This is a genomic window from Imhoffiella purpurea, assembly GCF_000585215.1.
Lineage (GTDB): Bacteria > Pseudomonadota > Gammaproteobacteria > Chromatiales > Chromatiaceae > Imhoffiella > Imhoffiella purpurea.
In genome coordinates this window covers 82,819-103,224 of record NZ_AONC01000029.1, presented here as the reverse complement: position 1 = coordinate 103,224, position 20,406 = coordinate 82,819, and the positions used below count along the sequence as shown (strand labels likewise).

Annotated in this window: 16 protein-coding genes; 13 read left to right on the top strand and 3 right to left on the bottom strand. The window is 64.0% G+C overall.

Annotated features, from left to right (window positions below; translation table 11 throughout):
* Positions 1–100: 100 nt before the first annotated feature.
* The 13 genes from nifH to D779_RS10435 all read left to right on the top strand — a co-directional run bounded on the left by nifH (position 101) and on the right by D779_RS10435 (position 17,061).
* Positions 101–982, top strand: a complete 882-nt coding sequence (gene nifH, locus D779_RS10495) for a nitrogenase iron protein (RefSeq protein ID WP_043753453.1) — start codon at positions 101–103, stop codon at positions 980–982.
* 120 nt (positions 983–1,102) lie between these two features.
* Positions 1,103–2,587, top strand: coding sequence for a nitrogenase molybdenum-iron protein alpha chain (gene nifD / locus D779_RS10490; RefSeq protein WP_043753451.1), 1,485 nt, complete (start codon positions 1,103–1,105; stop codon positions 2,585–2,587).
* 134 nt (positions 2,588–2,721) lie between these two features.
* Positions 2,722–4,293, top strand: coding sequence for a nitrogenase molybdenum-iron protein subunit beta (gene nifK, locus D779_RS10485; RefSeq protein ID WP_043753449.1), 1,572 nt, complete (start codon positions 2,722–2,724; stop codon positions 4,291–4,293).
* A gap of 93 nt (positions 4,294–4,386) precedes the next feature.
* Positions 4,387–4,605, top strand: coding sequence for a putative nitrogen fixation protein NifT (gene nifT, locus D779_RS10480; protein WP_043753447.1), 219 nt, complete (start codon positions 4,387–4,389; stop codon positions 4,603–4,605).
* Positions 4,606–4,684: 79 nt separating this feature from the next.
* Positions 4,685–4,885: a 4Fe-4S binding protein gene (locus D779_RS10475; protein WP_043753445.1), complete on the top strand. Its 201-nt coding sequence runs from the start codon at positions 4,685–4,687 to the stop codon at positions 4,883–4,885.
* Positions 4,886–5,021: 136 nt separating this feature from the next.
* Positions 5,022–5,729, top strand: coding sequence for a dinitrogenase iron-molybdenum cofactor biosynthesis protein (locus D779_RS10470; RefSeq protein WP_043753444.1), 708 nt, complete (start codon positions 5,022–5,024; stop codon positions 5,727–5,729).
* Positions 5,726–5,995 carry a DUF6129 family protein gene (locus tag D779_RS10465; RefSeq protein ID WP_043753442.1) on the top strand — a complete coding sequence of 90 codons (270 nt, stop codon included), beginning with the start codon at positions 5,726–5,728 and terminating at the stop codon, positions 5,993–5,995. The genes D779_RS10470 and D779_RS10465 overlap by 4 nt, the downstream gene beginning before the upstream one ends.
* A gap of 20 nt (positions 5,996–6,015) precedes the next feature.
* A complete protein-coding gene (locus D779_RS10460) occupies positions 6,016–6,777 on the top strand; it encodes a 4Fe4S-binding leucine-rich repeat protein (RefSeq protein WP_043753551.1) in 762 nt (253 codons plus the stop codon).
* A gap of 35 nt (positions 6,778–6,812) precedes the next feature.
* Positions 6,813–7,784, top strand: coding sequence for a hypothetical protein (locus D779_RS10455; protein ID WP_232424151.1), 972 nt, complete (start codon positions 6,813–6,815; stop codon positions 7,782–7,784).
* 379 nt (positions 7,785–8,163) lie between these two features.
* Positions 8,164–10,224, top strand: coding sequence for an EAL domain-containing response regulator (locus D779_RS10450; protein WP_043753437.1), 2,061 nt, complete (start codon positions 8,164–8,166; stop codon positions 10,222–10,224).
* A gap of 124 nt (positions 10,225–10,348) precedes the next feature.
* Positions 10,349–14,356 carry an ATP-dependent RNA helicase HrpA gene (hrpA, locus tag D779_RS10445; RefSeq protein ID WP_043753435.1) on the top strand — a complete coding sequence of 1,336 codons (4,008 nt, stop codon included), beginning with the start codon at positions 10,349–10,351 and terminating at the stop codon, positions 14,354–14,356.
* Positions 14,357–14,671: 315 nt separating this feature from the next.
* Positions 14,672–16,171 carry an MraY family glycosyltransferase gene (locus D779_RS21095; RefSeq protein WP_052348032.1) on the top strand — a complete coding sequence of 500 codons (1,500 nt, stop codon included), beginning with the start codon at positions 14,672–14,674 and terminating at the stop codon, positions 16,169–16,171.
* 212 nt (positions 16,172–16,383) lie between these two features.
* Complete coding sequence (locus D779_RS10435) at positions 16,384–17,061, top strand: OmpA family protein (protein WP_043753433.1); 678 nt, start codon at positions 16,384–16,386, stop codon at positions 17,059–17,061.
* Positions 17,062–17,117: 56 nt separating this feature from the next.
* Here the strand turns inward: D779_RS10435 and cydX are convergent, their stop codons facing one another.
* The 3 genes from cydX to D779_RS10420 all read right to left on the bottom strand — a co-directional run bounded on the left by cydX (position 17,118) and on the right by D779_RS10420 (position 20,096).
* Positions 17,118–17,237, bottom strand: coding sequence for a cytochrome bd-I oxidase subunit CydX (gene cydX / locus D779_RS21645; RefSeq protein ID WP_043753432.1), 120 nt, complete (start codon positions 17,235–17,237; stop codon positions 17,118–17,120).
* A 99-nt stretch (positions 17,238–17,336) separates the two neighbouring features.
* Positions 17,337–18,479, bottom strand: coding sequence for a cytochrome d ubiquinol oxidase subunit II (gene cydB, locus D779_RS10425; RefSeq protein ID WP_043753430.1), 1,143 nt, complete (start codon positions 18,477–18,479; stop codon positions 17,337–17,339).
* Positions 18,480–18,491: 12 nt separating this feature from the next.
* Positions 18,492–20,096 (bottom strand): cytochrome ubiquinol oxidase subunit I, encoded by a 1,605-nt coding sequence (locus D779_RS10420; protein WP_043753428.1) that lies wholly within the window; start codon positions 20,094–20,096, stop codon positions 18,492–18,494.
* Between the last annotated feature and the right edge of the window lie 310 nt (positions 20,097–20,406).

The window sequence follows — 20,406 nt, the reverse complement described above, 5'->3', positions numbered from 1 at the left end:
CTTGAGTTGATTTTCAAAGTTTGGCACAGCGATTGCTCAATGCTCGTCGAGTGTAGATTCGTTCAACGCTCGCATCAGCGAGCCAACAGGAGACCATACCATGGCACTGCGTCAATGCGCCATTTACGGCAAAGGCGGGATCGGCAAGTCCACCACCACCCAGAACTTGGTTGCGGGTCTGGCCGAGCTGGGCAAGAAGGTCATGATCGTCGGCTGCGACCCCAAGGCCGACTCGACTCGTCTGATTCTGCACTCCAAGGCGCAGAACACCATCATGGAGATGGCCGCCGAGGCGGGCTCCGTGGAAGATCTCGAACTCGAAGATGTGCTCAAGATCGGTTACGGCAACATCAAGTGCGTCGAGTCCGGCGGTCCCGAGCCGGGTGTCGGTTGCGCCGGCCGCGGTGTCATCACCGCCATCAACTTCCTGGAAGAGGAAGGCGCCTACGAGGCCGACCTGGACTTCGTCTTCTATGACGTTCTGGGCGACGTGGTGTGCGGCGGATTCGCCATGCCGATCCGCGAGAACAAGGCGCAGGAGATCTACATCGTCTGCTCCGGCGAGATGATGGCCATGTACGCGGCCAACAACATCGCCAAGGGCATCGTGAAGTACGCCAGCTCCGGTGGCGTGCGTCTCGCTGGCCTGATCTGCAACAGCCGCAACACCGCTCGCGAAGACGAGCTGATCATGGAGCTCGCGCGTCAGCTGGGCACCCAGATGATCCACTTCGTGCCGCGTGACAACGTCGTGCAGCGGGCCGAGATCCGTCGTATGACCGTCATCGAGTACGAGCCGACCGCCAAGCAGGCCGACGAGTATCGTCAGCTGGCTCAGAAGATCATCGACAACAAGATGTTCGTGGTCCCGACCCCGATCTCCATGGACCAGCTCGAGGATCTGCTGATGGAATTCGGCGTGCTCGAGGAAGTGGACGAGTCCATCGTCGGCAAGTCTGCAGCCGAAGAAGCGACCGCCTAATCGGCGCTCACTGTCTGCACAGCGGACGCGGCACCCAGGTGTCGCCGTCCACCGCTCCAAATTTCTCTCCGTGCGACTGTCGGCGGATTAGCCGCGGCGCCGAATTCGAGGAAAGCCACCATGGCAAGTTTGACTCGCGAAGAGACCCAGGCCTTGATCCAAGAGGTGCTCGAGGTCTATCCGGACAAGGCCAAGAAGGACCGTGCCAAGCACCTGGCCGTCAACGACCAGTCGGTCGAGCAGTCCAAGAAGTGCATCATCTCCAACCGTAAGTCCCAGCCGGGCGTCATGACCATCCGTGGTTGCGCCTACGCCGGCTCCAAGGGCGTGGTCTGGGGTCCGATCAAGGACATGGTCCACATCTCCCACGGTCCTGTCGGCTGCGGCGCCTACTCGCGCGCCGGTCGTCGCAACTACTACGTCGGTCACACCGGCGTGAACACCTTCGGCACCATGAACTTCACCTCGGATTTCCAGGAGAAGGACATCGTGTTCGGCGGCGACAAGAAGCTCGACAAGCTGATCAGCGAGATCAACGAGCTCTTCCCCCTGGTCAAGGGCATGAGCGTCCAGTCCGAGTGTCCGATCGGTCTGATCGGCGACGACATCGAGGCCGTGTCCAAGAAGAAGGGCAAGGAGCTCGAGAAGCCGATCGTTCCGGTGCGCTGCGAGGGCTTCCGTGGTGTGTCTCAGTCGCTGGGTCACCATATCGCCAACGACGCCATTCGTGACTGGGTCATCGGCAACCGCGACGGCGACAACTCCTTCGAAACCGGCAAGTACGACGTTGCGGTCATCGGCGACTACAACATCGGCGGTGACGCCTGGGCCTCGCGCATCCTGCTCGAGGAGATGGGTCTGCGCGTCGTCGCCCAGTGGTCCGGCGACGGTACCCTGTCCGAGATGGAGCTGACCCCCAAGGTCAAGCTCAACCTCATCCACTGCTATCGCTCCATGAACTACATCAGTCGTTTCATGGAAGAGAAGTACGGGATTCCGTGGATGGAGTACAACTTCTTCGGTCCCACCAAGATCGCCGAGTCGCTGCGTAAGATCGCCGCCTTCTTCGACGAGACCATCCAGGCCAACGCCGAGAAGGTCATCGAGAAGTACACCGCCGAGTACGAGGCCGTCATCGCCAAGTACCGTCCGCGCCTGGAAGGCAAGAAGGTGATGCTCTACGTCGGTGGTCTGCGTCCGCGTCACGTCATCGGCGCCTACGAGGATCTGGGCATGGAAGTGGTCGGCACGGGCTACGAGTTCGCGCACAACGACGACTACGACCGCACCATCAAGGAGATGGGTGACGCGACCCTGCTGTACGACGACGTCACTGGCTACGAGTTCGAGGAGTTCGTCAAGAAGGTCAAGCCCGACCTGATCGGCTCCGGCATCAAGGAAAAGTACATCTTCCAGAAGATGGGCGTGCCTTTCCGTCAGATGCACTCCTGGGATTATTCCGGTCCCTACCACGGCTACGACGGCTTCGCCATCTTCGCCCGCGATATGGACATGACCGTCAACAATCCCTGCTGGAAGAGCCTGCAGGCGCCCTGGCAGAAGCCTGCCGAGGGCGAGGCCGAGGCGATCGCCGCCAGCGCCTGATTGAATTAGCCATCAGCTCTCAGCGGTCAGCCGCCAGCAGTTTCGAGCTGGCCGCTGGAGGCTGGCGGCTGGAAGCCCGATCCCCTTTGTCATGCCGTTCGTCCGCGGATTAGCGGCGCGGTAGGAGCACACTCATGAGCCAGACAGTCGAAAAGATCAAACCCTGCTACCCCTTGTTCTGCGACCAGGACTACAAGGACAACCTCAAGGCCAAGCGCGACACGGTCGAAGAGGTCGAGAGCCTCGACAAGATCGAAGAGGTCTTCCAGTGGACGACCACCCAGGAGTACCAGGAGCTCAACTTCAAGCGTGAGGCCCTGACCATCAACCCGGCCAAGGCCTGTCAGCCGCTCGGCGCCGTGCTCTGCTCGCTCGGCTTCGAGAAGACCCTGTCCTACGTCCACGGTTCGCAGGGCTGCGTCGCCTACTTCCGCAGCTACTTCAACCGTCACTTCAAGGAGCCGGTCGCCTGCGTCTCCGACTCCATGACCGAGGACGCGGCGGTTTTCGGCGGCCAGAAGAACATGTTCGACGGTCTGGAGAACGCCAAGGCGCTCTACAAGCCCGAGTGCATCGCGGTCAGCACCACCTGCATGGCCGAGGTCATCGGCGACGACCTCAACGCCTTCATCGGCAACGCCAAGAAGGAAGGGCACATCCCGGAAGAGTTCCCGACCCCCTTCGCCCATACCCCGAGCTTCGTCGGCAGCCACACCACCGGCTGGGACAACATGTTCGAGGGCTTCCAGCGCTACTTCACGCTGAACCACATGGACGACAAGACCGTCGGCTCGAACGGCAAGATCAACATCGTGCCCGGCTTCGAGACCTATCTCGGCAACTACCGCGTCATGCACCGCATGATGAAGGAGATGGGCGTCGGCTACAGCCTGCTGTGCGATCCGACCGAGGTCCTGGACACCCCGGCCGACGGTCAGTACCGCATGTACGACGGCGGCACCCCGCTGGCCGAGATGAAGGATGCGCCGAACGCCATCGACACCATCCTGCTCCAGCCCTGGCAGCTGCCGAAGACCAAGAAGTTCTCGCAGATCACCTGGAAGCACGAGGTTCCGGCCCTCAACATCCCCATGGGTCTGGAGTGGACCGACGAGTTCCTGATGAAGGTCTCCGAGCTCTCCGGCAAGGAGATCCCCGAGTCGCTGACCAAGGAGCGCGGTCGTCTGGTCGACATGATGACCGACAGCCACACCTGGCTGCACGGCAAGAAGTTCGCCCTCTACGGCGATGCCGACTTCGTCCTGGGCATGGTCAAGTTCCTGCTCGAGCTGGGTGCCGAGCCGACCCACATCCTCTGCAACCATGCCAACAAGCGCTGGAAAAAGGAGGTCGAGAAAGTCCTGGCGTCCTCGCCCTTCGGCGCCGGTGGTACGGTCTACATCGGCAATGATCTCTGGCACCTGCGCTCGCTGTGCTTCACCGACAAGCCGGACTTCCTGATCGGCAACAGCTACGGTAAGTTCATCCAGCGCGATACCTTGCACAAGGGCCGTGAGTTCGAGGTTCCGCTGATCCGCATCGGTTTCCCGATCTTCGACCGTCATCACCTGCATCGCATGACGACGCTGGGCTACGAGGGCGCCATGTACATCCTCACCACCCTGGTCAATGCGGTTCTGGATCGTCTCGACGAGGAAACCCGCGAGATGGGCGTGACCGACTTCAACTACGACCTGGTCCGCTAAGCGTCCAGCCGTCAGCCTCCAGCGGCCAGCTTCCAGCTTCCCGGAGGCTGGAAGCTGGCGGGTTCCGGAATCCAACGAGGATGTGAGACCACGATGCCAAACGTGATGATTCGCAGGAACGACGATGGAGGACTGCTCTTCTACGTCGCCAAGAAGGATATGGAAGAGACCATCGCCTCGGTCGAGACCGACACCCCGGAGGCCTGGGGCGGCGAGGTGGAGCTGACCGACGGCTCGCGCTGGTATATCGATCCCATCAGTCCGCCGCCGGAGTTTCCGACGACGTTGCGCTTCAAGCGCGCCGAGGATTGATCGTCGAGCCGTGTCCAAGCTGTGAGACGGCAATCTGTGATACGGCTCGGACTGTCGACACTTAATCTGGAGTAGTCAAATGGCTCTGAAAATCGTACGAGATCTGTGCACGGCTTGCGGTGACTGCGAGCCGGTCTGTCCGACCATGTCCATCACCCCCTTCAAGGGCGTCTACAAGATCCAGGCCGACACCTGCACCGAATGCGAGGGCGAGGGCGAGCCCGGTACCCCGCAGTGCATGGAGGCCTGTATGGAAGACGACTGTATCGTTCCGGTCTGACCTGACCGAGGGCGAGGGATCGCCCACCGACCGATCCCGAACGCAAGCTGCGTGCCTGCGTTCGCTGGGTAGGGCGCAATAGCGAAGCGTATTGCGCCGTCTATTGGCCCGAGACCAGAGACCGAGGAGATTCAAGATGGCGACCGGATCACTCTCCGAAGACATTGCACTGCGTATCGGCCTCGCCGCGCGCACATTGCCGGATACGGATCCGGCCCGACTGATCCGGGTACTGGCCGACGCCGTCGGCCTCCCTCCGACCGCCGAGAGCCTGGCCGGGCTCAAGGTCAAGGACCTCAAGCAGGCCGCCGACGGCGAGTTCGCCCATCTGGATCAGGCCGAACTCAAGGCCGCGCTCGCCATCCTCAAGGGCGAGGGCATGGAGGACGCCGATCCGCCGCCTCCGATCGAGTCCTATGCCGAGGGCGACATGCCCGACTCCATCCGCGTCGCCTGCGCCTCCAATCACGGCGAGGAACTGGACGGCCATTTCGGCTCCGCTCACTGCTTCCTCGTCTATCAGGTCTCGGCCAAGGAGAACCGTCTGATCGACGTCCGTGTCGTCGACGAGACCAAGGCCGGGGACGACAGGAACGCCTACCGCGCCGGGCTCATCGCCGACTGTCAGGTGCTCTACGTCGCCTCGATCGGCGGTCCGGCCGCGGCCAAGGTGGTCAAGAAGGACATCCATCCGATCAAGGACCCCAATGGCGGCAGCGCCCGCGAGCGTGTCGTCGCCCTGCAGGGCATCCTCGCCGGCAAGGCGCCGCCCTGGCTGGCCAAGGTCATGGGCCAGGCACCCGAGGACCGCATCCGTTTCGACCGCGACGAGGCCGAGGCATGATCGAGGAGACCCGCCTGCAGCAGGTCGGCGAGATCCTGCGCCGCGCCGGTCTCGGCGACCAGACCCTGTCGGTCCTGCGCGAGACCTTCACCGATCTGCACTTCACATCCTGTCTCGACGAGGACGTCGGCGTCGGTGAGCCGGCCCTCCGTGGCGAAGGCTTCAACATCTATCTGGTGGACGGGCGCAAGCACTGCCTGACGCTGACGAACGATCTCGAAGGCGCCACCGGTCTGCTGCTCGCCCAGGTCGAGGACGAGGAGTGATCCTCGCTCAGGTCGCGGTCATGAAGACAGACCAAGTCAAGGCGACGCGATCCTCGGTCGGCGACTGCAACGACTGTCCGCATCGCCGGGATCTGCTGACCGCCGGGCGCTGTACCCCGGGCGACGTCTGCGTCCGGGCCATGAGCGGACGTCAGATCGAACGCTTCTTCCGCGTCAATCCCGCACTGGCCGACGATTATGCCGGGGACAGCTTCTGGGAGCGGCGCGCGATCGCCGCGCGCTATCTCTCGCAGAAGAAACTGCTGCCCCTGATCCGCGACCCGGACGAGGTGGTGCGGCGGGTGCTGGCCTATCGTCTGCCGATCGAGGCGCTCGACGCGCTGATCGGCGATCCGGATCGCGAGGTCCGGGTCACGGTCGCCGACCGGCTGCCGCCGGACCGGGTCGAGCGTCTGGCCACGGATCCCGACTATCTGGTGCGCCAGTACGTGGCGCGTCGGCTCGCGCCCGGGCGTCTGTTCCGCATGATCCGCGATCCCGACCGCCAGGTCCGGGTGACGGTGGCCGAGCGTCTGCCGCTCGAGAGTCTGGGGCTGATGCGCGACGACCCCGAGCCCGAGGTCAGGCTCAAGGTCGCCGAGCGCATCCCGCTCGACGAGGCCGCGCTCATGCTCGGGGATCCCGACTGGCGGGTGCGGGCCCGTCTCGCCGAGCGTCTGCCGCTCGATCGGCTCGAGACCCTGCTCGAGGATCAGGACCCGGACGTGAGGGAGATCGCCGAGGCCCGTGTCGCCCGAGAGGCATTGGGTCGGGACCGCTGATTCGAGAATCCATAACGAATACAACGATGGCGTAAATGACTATGTCGAACACAGCGAGCAACCTGGATCCGGGTCTGGCGTCCGAGCTCGAGTTGAAGGTCGCTGAGGTCTGCCGGTCGGTCGACGTCTCCGAGGGCGTCGCCCCTCTGATCGAGGCCGTCCAGGCCCTGTTGCCCGACGTCGAGGTGCATCATGCGATGACGCGTTCGGGCTGGCATCGTTTCGGCGGCGTGGTCGATCTGGACGGCAACCGCATCGCCCACAACATCACCGAATGGGCCGAATCCGAGTCCGACGGCGAGATCGACGAGTTGCTGTACAAGCTCTCCGAGGTCCAGTATTTCGCGACCCGGCTCAACGGCCAGACCCACTATCTGGTCGTCCAGACCGGCCCCCTCGCGCGCGATTACATCCAGATCGAGATCGAGCAGCTCCAGGAGGTGCTCGACCGGGCGCTTTACGACCCCGACTGGTTTCCCGACAGCATCGCCGAATTCGTCGATCCGACCGACTTCCCGCGTCTCGAGCCCGAGCCGATCGGGGCGCCCAGGCTGTTGTTCCGGCGTCTGGTCCGGGTCTCCGATCTCATGGCGTCCCCGGATACCAGTTCGCGACTGGCGCGCTTCCTCGACGAATGGGATCGCAGTTCGGCCTCCGAGGCCGAGGGTGGCTTCTGCCACCACTGGGTGCTGTCGATCCGCGAGTATCAGGACCGGGATGGCGACGGTCACATGACGGCCAAGCCCGTGCCCGTCCTCGCCGGGGCATTGCCCGCCCTGGCGGATGCCGAGGTCGCGCGCGGCGCCGCCCTGGCGAATCAGATCCACGGCTTCGACCGCGAGGCCGGCTATCCCTTCGCCTGGTATTTTCACATGCTGACCAACCGCAAGGTCTCGCACAAGCTGGCCGAGGCGGTCCACGCCGATCTCATGGGCGCCTACGACTATCTGCCTCCGCGCGATCTCAAGCTGCTGCGCGACTGGTATCAGGACCCCTACGGTCTCTGATTTTCATCCGGTTGGGCCGTCCTGGCCCAGCCGGTCTCGATGTTCGGGATCGGCTCTCTGCCCCGCGTCCCTCGCTTCGGTTTCATCCCCTTGGCCTTCTGCACGCGCCTTTCCGGACGAATCCCTTTCCCCTTTCATCGGCTGCGCGGATAATCCGAACACAACCATTCGTGTGTTCGGGCGCGCCAACCAGGGGCTATGGATGCCTCTTCACGTGCTGTGGCAAGATCGACCGCACGATCCTGTGCCCTCGGGCACGATGAATCAGATGCCAGCATGCGCCACATGGTCGGGTCGTTCGTCCCCGCTGTCGCCATGGCGATCCGGGGCGACGGACATGTTGATGTTGGCGCGAAGCAAACGGAAGATCCCGATCCTCATGAGCTCAGATCCCGCTTCCGATGATGTGGCCGTCATCCATTTCCTGACCTCGGACGAGGCTCTGGCCAGCGCCTTGGCCGGCGTCCTGGACGAGTATGGAGTCTCGCTGCAGGTCCATCGGGACGAGCCTCCGGTTTTCGCCGAGGCGTCAGGAAGGCTCGCGCTCCTCTTGCTGGATACGCGAAGGGTCGAGGGCCCGGATGCCCTTCAGGAGACCGTCTCCGCTATCCTGACCGATCCGGCCTCGGGTATTCGTCTGGTCGTGCTCGCCCATATCGAGGACATACGCCTGCGTCTCGCCTCCATGCGCGCCGGGGCCGATGCCTATCTTCCGCTCGACTCCAATGTCGCGGATCTCGCCGAGCGTCTCGTTCAGATCCTGGGGGTCCAGGCGCCGCGCCCGGATCGGATTCTCGTGGTCGACGATCAGCCGGTCGCCGCGCTCTTCGCCGCGCGTGTCCTGGAAGGGGCCGGCATGGTCACGGAACGGGTGCTGGATCCGCTGCGCGTGATGGAGGTGCTGGAGCGTTTCCCGCCCGATCTGATCCTGATGGACCTTCACATGCCGGGTGCCTCCGGGATCGAGCTCACGGCCGTCATCCGCGCTCAGGAGCGGTACGCCGATATTCCCATCCTCTTTCTCTCCTCGGAGCTGGATCCCGATCAGCAGATGGCGGCCCTGCGCATCGGCGGCGACGATTTCCTCGCCAAACCCGTCGCGCCGGATCGGCTGGTCGCCTGCGTTCGCAATCGACTGGCGCGCGTGAGAATGCGTCTGCATGCGATCCACGCGCCGGAATCCATCGATGGGCTCACCCGGCTGGGGACGCGCGAGCGGCTGCTGAAACGGCTGGACCGGCTGATCGGACAGATCCACTCCGGGGCGGGCGCAACCGCCGGTCGGCTGGCTGGAGGCCATCCCGGGGTTCAGCGGGCGCTGGTCTATCTGCAAGTGGTCGGAGAGGGGCCGGGGCTGGAATTGGTCGCGGCCAAGGTGGCGGCCGAGATGGTCCCGGGAGACTGTGCCGCACGCGTTGCCGATCATGCCGTTGCCGTTCTCATCCATCGTCAGAATGCCGGGTCGCTCGCCGAGTTCGCCCAGGGGCTCGCCCACGAGATCGCTCAGGAGCTGAAGCGGAGCGCGCCCGATGCGCGATTGGGCGCCGGCTGGTATCCCTTGATCGATGATTGTCAGGATTCAGTGACCCTGCTGTCGCGCGCGAGCAAGGCCGCCCATTGGTCCTTGCGCGGTGGCGATCGGCATCTCGGTGAATACGATGCGCGCGAAACGGCGCGTCAGGATGGGCTGGATCGAGTCGGTATGATCGTCGAGGCGATCCTGGCCGACCAGATGCAGATCCTCTATGAGCCCATGGTCGCCTTGGCCGGCATGATGGGCGAGCGCTACGAGCTGTGCCCTCGTGTTCTGGTCGGCGATGGCGAACTGCTGGCGCCGGGCGAGTTCATGCCTGTCGCCGCTCGGGCACAGCTTTCATCGCGTCTCGATCGTTGGGTGCTGACTGCCGGTCTGGAAGCGCTTCAGCGGCGTTGGCGGCAAGGCCGGCCCGTGCAGCTGTTCATCCATCAGTCTTCCGAAGGGATGGCCGGGGAGGGGTGGACCGGCTGGCTGCGGGATCAGATCAATGACCGCGATCTGATTCGATTGCGTCCGGTCATCCAGCTCGAGGCCGCCGATGCCGATCGGAATCTCGAGCTGGTCATCCGCAGGACACGGCAGCTGGCGAAGCTCGGTATCCGTGTCTGTCTCAACGGGATCGATTTCAGCGAGCAGAGCTCGCGCGTCCTGCAGGCGCTCTCGTGCAGCTTCGTGCGTATCACGCGGCGTGTGGTGCAAGGTCCCGAACTGGATGCGATCGCCTGGTTGATCCAATCGGTCAAGGCATCCGGGGCACGGGTGATCGCGACCGGAGTGGACGGACCCGGAACCATCGCGCGTCTCTACAGCTCGGGTGTCGATCTGATCCAAGGTCCCTACGTGCAGCCGCCGAGCTCGGATATGGCATTCGACTTCGCCGTTGCCGAGGCATCGGAGGTTTGATCCTCTCCTCCATCCGCCGGTCTCGGGCGCCGCCTGTGGCGGATACCCCGCGTGCGCGATCGACCCGGTTCGGATCCCGGACGGGAGCGATCGACATAGAATTTGAGTTCGGAAGATTGCTTCGATGACTGCTGTTCCACCCGATTCCGTTTTGTTTCCCACCGAGGAGGATCTCGACGCCTGTCTGATCCGCGACCGCCATGGTGCCCAGGCGCGCCTGCGCGGTCTGCGCAAGCGTCAACGTGCCGGTCAGCCCTTCGATCAGGGGCTGACCAAGCTCTGGCAGGATCTCCGGCGATCCCGCTCGATTCTGGAGCAGCGTCGTGCCTCCGTGCCCGAGATCCGGTATCCGCCCGAGCTTCCGGTCAGCGAGCGCCGCGACGAGGTGGCCGAGCTGATCGCCCGCAATCAGGTGGTGGTGCTGTGCGGCGAGACCGGCTCGGGCAAGTCCACCCAGCTGCCCAAGATCTGTCTCGACCTGGGGCGCGGGATCGCCGGACGCATCGGCCATACTCAGCCGAGACGGATCGCCGCGCGCACCCTGGCCGGGCGCGTCGCCCAGGAACTGGGGGCCGAGACCGGCGGACTGGTCGGCTACAAGGTGCGTTTCCACGACCGGGTGCGTCCGGAGACGGCGATCAAGCTGATGACCGACGGCATGCTGCTCGCCGAGATCCAGCAGGACCGCTTCCTGAACGAATACGACACCCTCATCATCGACGAGGCCCACGAGCGCAGTCTCAATATCGACTTCCTGCTCGGCTATCTGCGCGGTATCCTGCCCAGACGGCCCGATCTCAAGGTCATCGTCACCTCGGCGACCATCGACCCGGAGCGTTTCGCCCGGCACTTCGCGGATGCACAGGGCGATCCGGCCCCCGTCATCGAGATCTCGGGCCGGACCTATGCGGTCGAGGTGCGCTACCGTCCGCCCGAGGAGGAGAGCGCGGCCGAGCGCGACGACGCCATGCAGCAGGCGATCTCGGACGCGGTGAAGGAGCTGGCGCAGAACGGTCCGGGCGACGTGCTGGTCTTCCTCTCGGGCGAACGCGAGATCCGCGAGACCGCCGAGACACTGCGCAAGCACCATCCGCCCTCGACCGAGGTCCTGCCGCTGTTCGCCCGTCAGGGACCGCAGGAGCAGGCGCGCATCTTCCACTCGCACAGCACTCGGCGCGTGGTGCTTGCGACCAACGTCGCCGAGACCTCGCTCACGGTGCCCGGCATCCACTACGTGATCGATCCGGGCTTTGCCCGCATCAGCCGCTACAGCCATCGCACCAAGGTCCAGCGGCTGCCGGTCGAGCGCGTCTCCCAGGCCAGCGCCGATCAGCGCAAGGGTCGCTGCGGTCGCGTCGCCTCGGGCATCTGCATCCGGCTCTACAGCGAGGACAACTTCGCGTCCCGCGCCGCGTTCACTGAGCCCGAGATCGCCCGCACCAACCTGGCCTCGGTCATCCTGCAGATGAAGCTGCTGGGGTTCGGGGCCATCGAGCGCTTCCCCTTCGTGGATCCGCCCGACTCCCGGCTGGTCGCGGACGGCTACCGCACGCTCGAGGAGCTGGGGGCGATCGACGACCAGGGCGATCTGACCCAGCTGGGCCGTCAGCTGGCGCGACTGCCGGTCGACCCTCGGATCGGACGCATGCTGCTGGCCGCCACCGAGCATCGCTGTCTGGAGGAGGTGCTGGTCATCGCCGCCGCGCTCAGCGTCCAGGATCCGCGCGAGCGGCCGCTCGACAAGCAGCAGGCGGCCGACGAGATCCATGCCACCTTCGCCGACGAGGACTCGGATTTTCTCACCTTTCTCAATCTCTGGCAGTTCATCGAGAAGGAGCGCAAGGCGCTCTCGCGCAACAAGTTCATCAAGCTTTGCCAGCGTCATTTCCTGTCCTGGAACCGGGTGCAGGAATGGCGCGACATCCACGCCCAGCTGCGTGAGCAGATGCTGGAGATGGGTTTTCAGCTTTCAGCGGCCAGCCACCAGCCTCCAGCTCAGGAGCTGCAGCCTCAGGCTGGAGGCAGGAAGCTGGAGGCTGATAGCTCCGAAAAGATTCATCGCGCCCTGCTGGCCGGGTTGCTCGGCAACATCGGTTTCCGCGAGGCCGAGCGCGAGTTCCAGGGGGCGCGCAACAGCCGCTTCTTCGTGCATCCGAGCTCGGCGCTCTTCGCCAAGCCGCCCAAATGGGTGATGGTGGCCGAGCGGGTCGAGACGACGCGCCAGTACGGACGCATCGCCGCCAAGATCCAGCCGGCCTGGGTGGAGGAAACGGGACGTCATCTGGTCCAGCGCAGCTATTCGGAGCCGCACTGGCAGTCCAAGTCGGGCCAGGTCGCGGCCTTCGAAAAGGTGATGCTCTACGGCGTGACTCTGGTGCCCAAGCGGCGCGTCAACTATGGTCCCATCAATCCGGCCGAGTCGCGCGAGATCTTTCTGCGCTTCGGTCTGGCCGAGGGCGACTTCGATACCCGCGCGCCCTTCTGGCGTCACAATCGAGATCTGATCGACCACGTCCACCATCTGGAGGCCAAGTCGCGACGGCGCGACATCCTGGTCGACGAGGAATCCATCTATGCCTTCTATGCAGAGCGGATCCCGAGCGGCATCTATTCCAAGCCTCTGTTCGAGCAGTGGCTGAAGCAGGCGTCCAGGAAGGATCCCAAGATCCTGCACATGCGTATGTCCGACCTGATGCGCCACGAGGCGGCGGACATCACCCAGCAGGCGTTCCCCGACAGTCTCCAGGTCGGGGCGACCGCGCTGCCGCTCGAATATCACTTCGATCCTGGTGATCAGGCCGACGGCGTGACCCTGGTCGTGCCGCTGCCGCTGATCAATCAGGTCTCGCCGGAACGGCTCGAATGGCTGGTGCCGGGGCTGATCGAGGAGCGCATCACCGCCCTGCTGCGCGGTCTTCCCAAGCAGATGCGCAAGGCGTTCGTGCCCATCCCGGATACCGCCGCCCGTCTGGCCGCGCGGCTCGAGCCCACGGACCGTCCCCTGATCCAGGCGCTCGGCGAGGAGCTCAAGGCCATGACCGGCGTCCAGGTTCCGGAGGACGCCTGGGACCAGAGCGACATCCCCGAGCATCTGCGGATGAAGATCCGGCTCGTCGACGAATCCGGGAAGCGGCTCGCCGTCGGCGACGATCCGGTCCGGCTCAAGCGCCGCTTCGGCGATCAGGCGCAGGAGGGATTCGCCCACATCCCGACCAGCGGTCTGGAACGCGAGGGAGTCACACGCTGGGATTTCGGCGAGTTGCCGGAGCATCTGGAGCTGACCCGGGCCGGTATCCGCATGCGCGGTTTTCCGGCTCTGGTCGATCGTGGCGACAGCGTGGCGATCCAGGTGCTGGATTCGGCCGAGAGCGCCGAGCTCGCCCAGCGCGATGGACTCAGGCGCCTGCTGATGCTGCATCTGGGCGCCGATCTGCGCCGGCTGCGCAAGGACCTGCCCAATCTGGACCGTATGCGGCTGCAGTATGCCAAGGCGCCCAGCCCGACCGGGAGCCAGGGGGGCAAGCCGGTTGGCGCGGGGAAGGAGGCCGATCTGGCGGACGAGCTGGTCGCACTGGCCCTGGATCTGACCTTCGTCGAGGATCTTCCTCCCATGCGGACCCAAGAGGTCTTCGAACGGCGTCTGGCCGAGCGTGGGTCGCGGCTCTTCGGAACGGCCAGGGAGGTCTGCATGCTGATCGGCGGTATCCTGACGAGCTACCAAGAGCTGCGCAAGCGGCTCGCCAATATCACTCAGGTCAATTGGATGCCGTCGGTGATGGATATCCGTAGTCAGATGGATGCTCTGGTCTTTCGCGGCTTCCCTCGGCAGGTGCCCTATGCGCGTCTCAAGGACTATCCGCGCTATCTCAAGGGGATCGGGCAGCGTATCGATCGTCTCGGCCATGCGCCTGGGCGGGATCGGCAATGGATGGCCGAGATGTCCGAGCTCCAGGATCGCTGGCGCGAGCGTGACGCCACGGCCCGGAAGGCGGGGCGTCGGGATGCGCGACTCGACGAGATCCGCTGGCTGATCGAGGAACTGCGGATCTCGCTGTTCGCCCAGCAGCTCGGTACGCCCGGACCCGTGTCGGTCAAGCGCATCCAGGCGCGCTGGCGAGAGCTGGGGCTGTGAGCGGTCGGTAGGCCCGGGCACGTCTTCGGTCGGCGCGATCCGCGGGTCGCTTCCTGCCGCACGATCCGAGGTTCCGTGGACGGGTGATTCATTGGTGCGTGTAAATTGGTATGGTTGGCGCCCGATCTTCTCTCTCGCAGCCTGTTTCGCGATTGGGAATTCGCAACCAGAATCGCCTTGAGTCTGCTTATGCAAGCCATCTATGTGTTGCTCGTGGCTTTGTTCGTCTCGATGCTGTTGATTCCCCCGCTATCCCGTTTGGCCATTGCGTTGGGGATAACGGATCGGCCGGATGCAAGGAAGATACACACCAGAGTGACGCCCAGGACGGGAGGTATCGCGATCGTCATCGGTACCCTGATCCCGGTCCTCTTGTGGGCGCCGATGCGGGCCGACCTCCATGCCTATGTGCTGGGTGCGTTCGTCATCTTCGTATTCGGGATTCTGGACGATCGATTGAATCTGGATTACAGGCTGAAGCTCCTCGGTCAGGTCGCGGCCGCGCTTATCGTGACACTCGTCGGTGGCGTCCTGATCCAGCGGGTGCCCTTGCTGGGCTTCGATCTTCTGCCTTTCGCGCTGAGCTTGCCTTTGACGGTGTTCGTGCTGGTGGGCTTGACCAATGCAGTGAATCTTTCCGACGGCCTGGACGGCTTGGCGGGAGGCCTGAGCCTGCTCGCCCTTGGCTGTCTGTCCGTGTTGGCCTATCAGTGCGGGGATTCTGCGGCGCTCATGGTCGTCTTCGCCATCATGGGGGCGACTTTCGGCTTTCTGCGCTTCAATACCAACCCGGCGCAGATCTTCATGGGCGATACCGGCAGCCAGTTCCTGGGGTTCAGCACTGGCGTCATGGCCTTGATCGTCACCCAGCGGCCGGATACCGCCGTGAGCGCCCTGGTGCCGATCCTGATTCTCGGTCTGCCGATCCTGGACACCGTGAACGTGATGGTGCGTCGGATCGCCGAGGGCCGCTCGCCATTTTCGGCCGATCGGCTTCATTTGCATCATCAGTTGCTGGCATTGGGCTGGAGCCAGTATCAGGCGGTGGTGGCCATCTATATCGCGCAGGCCGTCTTGATATTGCTGGCCTATGTGTTTCGCTACAGCGCCGATCTGGCCCTCGCTCTGATCTATGTCGGCTTTTCGATCCTCATGCTGGTCGGCATCGAAGCCCTGTCTCGGAGAGGTTCTCGGGCCGATGCCGGCGCCGAGTCGAGGGTCCTAGACGACGACCCGGACGATCGGCGGTTGCTGGAGGCCATCGAGGGTTTCCTGGCCAGATGGTCGTCCCGCCTGCTTTCTTTCGTGGTTCCGCTGGTTCTGGTCGGAGGCGCCTTGGCCGCTCCGGATGTCGGCTCGGATATCGGTGTCCTCACGAGTCTGTTGCTCGCTCAACTCTTGGTGGGTCTCTGGCTGACACCGCGATGGAGATTCTGGAGCGAGCGGCTGGCAGCCTATGTCATCGCGGTCGCGGTCGTCTATTTCTTGTATGAAACATCCATGATGGACGTCCATGGTCGCCTCGTCATGTTCGTTTTCGGGCTGTTGGGTGTGGCGATCGCCCTCTGGGTACGCTTCTCCAATGTCGACTTCAATGTCAGTACGCTGGACATCCTCATTCTCATCGTCGCGGTGGTCGTGCCGAGCCTGAGCGCGTCCTGGTACGCCCGTTTCGGCTGGCTGGCGCTGGGTGTGATCATCCTCTTCTACGCGATCGAGGTCTTGATGTCGGACGCGAGGGGCAAGAGCCTCTGGCTGAGACTGAGCGTCGCCGCCGCACTGGGGATCCTCGCGATCAAGGGTTTCCTGGATTGACTCGGTCGCCGATCCTGTGGGGGCCTCGGTCTTGCGCCTTCGGGCGGGCGCTGATCGTCATCTGCCCCCTTGGCGTCATCAGTTATGATGCGGTCTGGGCCCGACTCTACGGCTCGTCTCGGATCCTGCTTTCCGAGCGCAGGGCTCGCGGCGCGATTTCGCTGCCCGGGTCCGGATCATCGACTCAATCCAATCTATCGAAGGGGGCATTCATGAGCTCAGCTATCTCAAAACGTCTGGCCATTGCGGGGACCGTCGCCGTTCTCGTCTCGGGCTGCGCGGCCGATGGCTCGGGGATGACGGAGACCGGCCGGGGCGCGGCGATCGGGACGGCCTCCGGGGCGGCGGCCGGCGCGCTGATCGGCTCCTTGAGCGCCGATGCGGGCAAGGGGGCGCTGATCGGCGCGGTCGGAGGGGCCTTGCTGGGGACGGCGGTGGGTTCCTACATGGAGCAGCAGCGTCAGGACTTCGAGAAGGTGCTCGCCCCCGAGATCGCGAGCGGTGTGATCTGGGTCGAGAAGCTGCCGGACGATCAGCTGTTGGTCGGCATGACCGGGGCGACCAGCTTCGAGGTGGATTCGGACCGGATCAAGTCCGGCTTCTACAGCACCATGGACAAGATCGCGCGGGTGGTGAACAAGTACGGCAAGACCCAGCTGGCGATCGCCGGTCACACGGACAATACCGGGTCGGCCGAATACAACATGGATCTCTCCCGGCGGCGCGCGGCCGCGGTCGAGAACTATCTCGCGAGCGACGGGGTCCATCCGAGCCGCATGGAGTCGCGTGGCTACGGGATGACCAGGCCGGTGGCGAGCAACAACACCGAGCAAGGGCGTCGTTTGAATCGACGTGTGGATATCGTCATCATTCCCATCCGCGCGAGCTGATTCGATCAGATGAAAGCCGCAGAGCGGTCGCGATGCCGCCCTGCGGATCGGTGACGTCAGGTCTTATCCGGGTCGTCGGAGGAGCCGAGGCTCAGTTCCGATTCGTACCACATGACGTTGATGATGCCGAATGCCAGCGCCAGAAGGACGCCTAGAATCCACGAGAAGTACCACATTGCGTTCTTCCTCTCCAATCTCCAAGTGATCCGATCCTGGTTCTTTGCACCGCCCGGTCGCCGGGACCGGGCGGGCTTGCAGCTTGTCTCGGTGCCGTATCAGTAGGCGAGATGGTCCTGCGCCTCGATCTCCTCGACCGTCACCCGGCGCCACATCTTGGTGTAGGTCCAGGTGGTGTAGGCGAGGATCAGGGGCACGAAGATGACCGCGGCCCAGAACATCACCGTCAGGGTGAGATGGCTCGATACCGAGTCCCAGACGATCAGGCTGCTGTTGGGGTTGGTGCTCGACGGCATGATGAAGGGGAACATGGCGGCACCCGCGGTCATGATGATCCCGGTCAGGCCCAGGCTGCTGGCGACCAGTCCGAGTCCGGGACGATCCGACATGGATGCCAGGATCGCGAGCCCTAGTCCGCCGAAGCCCAGCAGCGGGAAGATCAGGGTCAAGGGATAGTCTGCATAGTTGGACAGCCAGGCGCCCGACTCCTGGACAACCTCCTTGGTGAGCGGGTTGGGGATGGCGTCGAGACCCGGCATGGAGACGACCCGGAATCCGTCGATCCCCAGGCTTAGCCAGACGCCCGCCAGCGCGAAGGCGCCGATCGTGACCAGGCCGGCCTTCTTCGCGGCCACCTTGGCCCGGCTGGAGATGGGATCGGCGGTACGGACCTGCAGCCAGATGGCCCCGTGCATGACCAGCATGCCGACGCTGACGACGCCCGCGAGCAGGGCGAAGGGGTTCAGCAGGCCGAAAAAGCTGCCGCTGTAGTAGGGGCGCAGCAGGCCGTCCAGATGGAAGGGGACGCCTTGCAGCAGGTTGCCGAAGGCGATGCCGAACACCAGCGCGGGCACGGCGCCTCCGATGAAGAGCCCCCAGTCCCAGGCGCTGCGCCAGCGCGGATCGGCGATCTTGCTCCGGTAGTCGAACCCGACCGGCCGGAAGAAGAGCGCGAACAGCGCTAGGAGCATGGCGAAATAGAAGCCCGAGAAGGCGGTGGCATAGACCAGCGGCCAAGCGGCGAAGATGGCGCCGCCCGCCGTGATCAGCCAGACCTGATTGCCGTCCCAGTGGGGTCCGACGGTATTGATGATGACCCGGCGTTCCTTGTCGTTCTTGCCGAGGAAGGGCAGCAGCGCGCCCACACCCATGTCGAGTCCGTCGGTGACGGCGAAGCCGATGAAGAGCACGCCGACCAGGATCCACCAGATGAATTTCAGCGTTTCGTAATCGAGGATCATGATGTTTCCTCCTTATTCGGCCGGTTTCTGAGGGGCGGTCGCGGGCGACATGCCGCCTGCGGGGTGGTTTTCGCGCTCGTGGTGATAGCGTCCCGTGTGCAGCGAGCTCGGGCCCAGGCGGGCGAACTTGAACATGAGGAAGATCTCGATGATGAAGAGCCCCGTGTAGAAGAGGATGAAGCCCGAGAGGCTGATCATCAGATCGGTCGCGGTGAGACTGGATGCGGCGATGCTGGTCGGCAGGACCTCGCCGATCGCCCAGGGCTGACGCCCGAATTCGGCGACGAACCAGCCGGTCTCGGCGGCGATCCAGGGGGCGGGGATGCTGACGACGAACAGCCACAGCAGCCAGCGCTTGTCCTGGATGGAGCGTCGGGCGTTGAAGTAGAAGCCGAGCAGGAGCAGCAGCAGCATCCAGACCCCGGCGCCGACCATGACGCGGAAGGTCCAGAACAGCGGCGCCACCTCCGGGATCGAGTCCTGGACGGCCATCTGGATCTGCTCCTCGGTGGCCTCGGCCGGGTTCTCGACATAGCGCTTCAGCAGCAGTCCGTAGCCAAGATCGTCCTTGTGCTCCTCGAAGGCGCTCCGGTTGCCGGGTGTGTCCTCGCCGTTGCGCAGGCGATCGAGGTAGTGATAGGCGATCATGCCGCTGCGGATGCGAACCTCGTGCTCGCGCATCAGGTCCTTGAGGCCGGTCACCTCGGTATCGAGCGAGCGGGTGGCGATCAGGCCCAGGAGCCAGGGCACCTTGATGGCGTTGTGGGTCTCCTGGTCGTCGTTGTCGGGGTTGCCGTAGATGGTGAAGGCCGCCGGTGCGGGTTCGGTCTCCCACTCGGCCTCGATCGCAGCCAGCTTCACCTTCTGCACGTCGCCGACCTCGTAGCCGGACTCGTCGCCGAGCAGGATGACCGAGAGGATGGAGGCCAGGCCGAAGCCGACCGCGACCGAGAAGGATCGCTTGGCGAAGGCCAGGTCGCGGCCCTTGAGGATGTACCAGGCACTGATGCCGAGCACGAACATGGAGGCGGTGACATAGCCGGCGGCGACCGTGTGCACGAACTTGACCTGGGCGACCGGATTGAAGAGCAGCTCCATGAAGCTGGTCATCTCCATGCGCATGGTCTCGTAGCTGAATTCGGAGCCGACCGGATTCTGCATCCAGCCGTTGGCGATCAGGATCCAGAGCGCGGATAGATTCGAGCCCAGCGCGGTCAGAAAGGTGACGGTCAGGTGCTGGCGCTTGGACAGACGTTCCCAGCCGAGGAAGAAGAGACCGATGAAGGTCGATTCGAGGAAGAAGGCCATGAGGCCCTCGATCGCCAGCGGTGCGCCGAAGACGTCCCCGACATAGTGGCTGTAGTAGGCCCAGTTGGTGCCGAACTGGAACTCCATGGTGAGTCCGGTGGTGACGCCCAGGGCGAAGTTGATGCCGAAGAGCTTGCCCCAGAACTTGGTCATGTCCCGATAGATCTCGCGACCGGTCATGACGTAGACGCTTTCCATGATCACTAGAATCCAGGAGAGACCCAGTGTCAGGGGAACGAACAGGAAGTGATACATCGCCGTGGCGGCAAATTGCCATCGCGAGAGTTCGATCATGGTGCTGTCGAGCATGAGCGATTCTCCTGGAAACGAGAAACCTGATTGGCAAATGGTTCGAAATGAACGCTGAGATGATTCCCCTTCCAGAGCCGCGAGAGGCTGGGACGGTGATCGGGTTGGCCAGCGCTCGGTCGCAGACTAAATGAGTCTCCGGGGGGCAGGAATGACCTACCGCAACCCGCAGGATAAAGACCCTTAGTCGACTGAGTGCCCTAGCGAGAGTGAATCCGACGAGCGGTATCGGCTGAGTTGTCCGGGTGCCACCGGGAAGTCGGGTTCCGGTCGATCAGGCGGACACATAGATTGGGGAGACGCTCCGAAA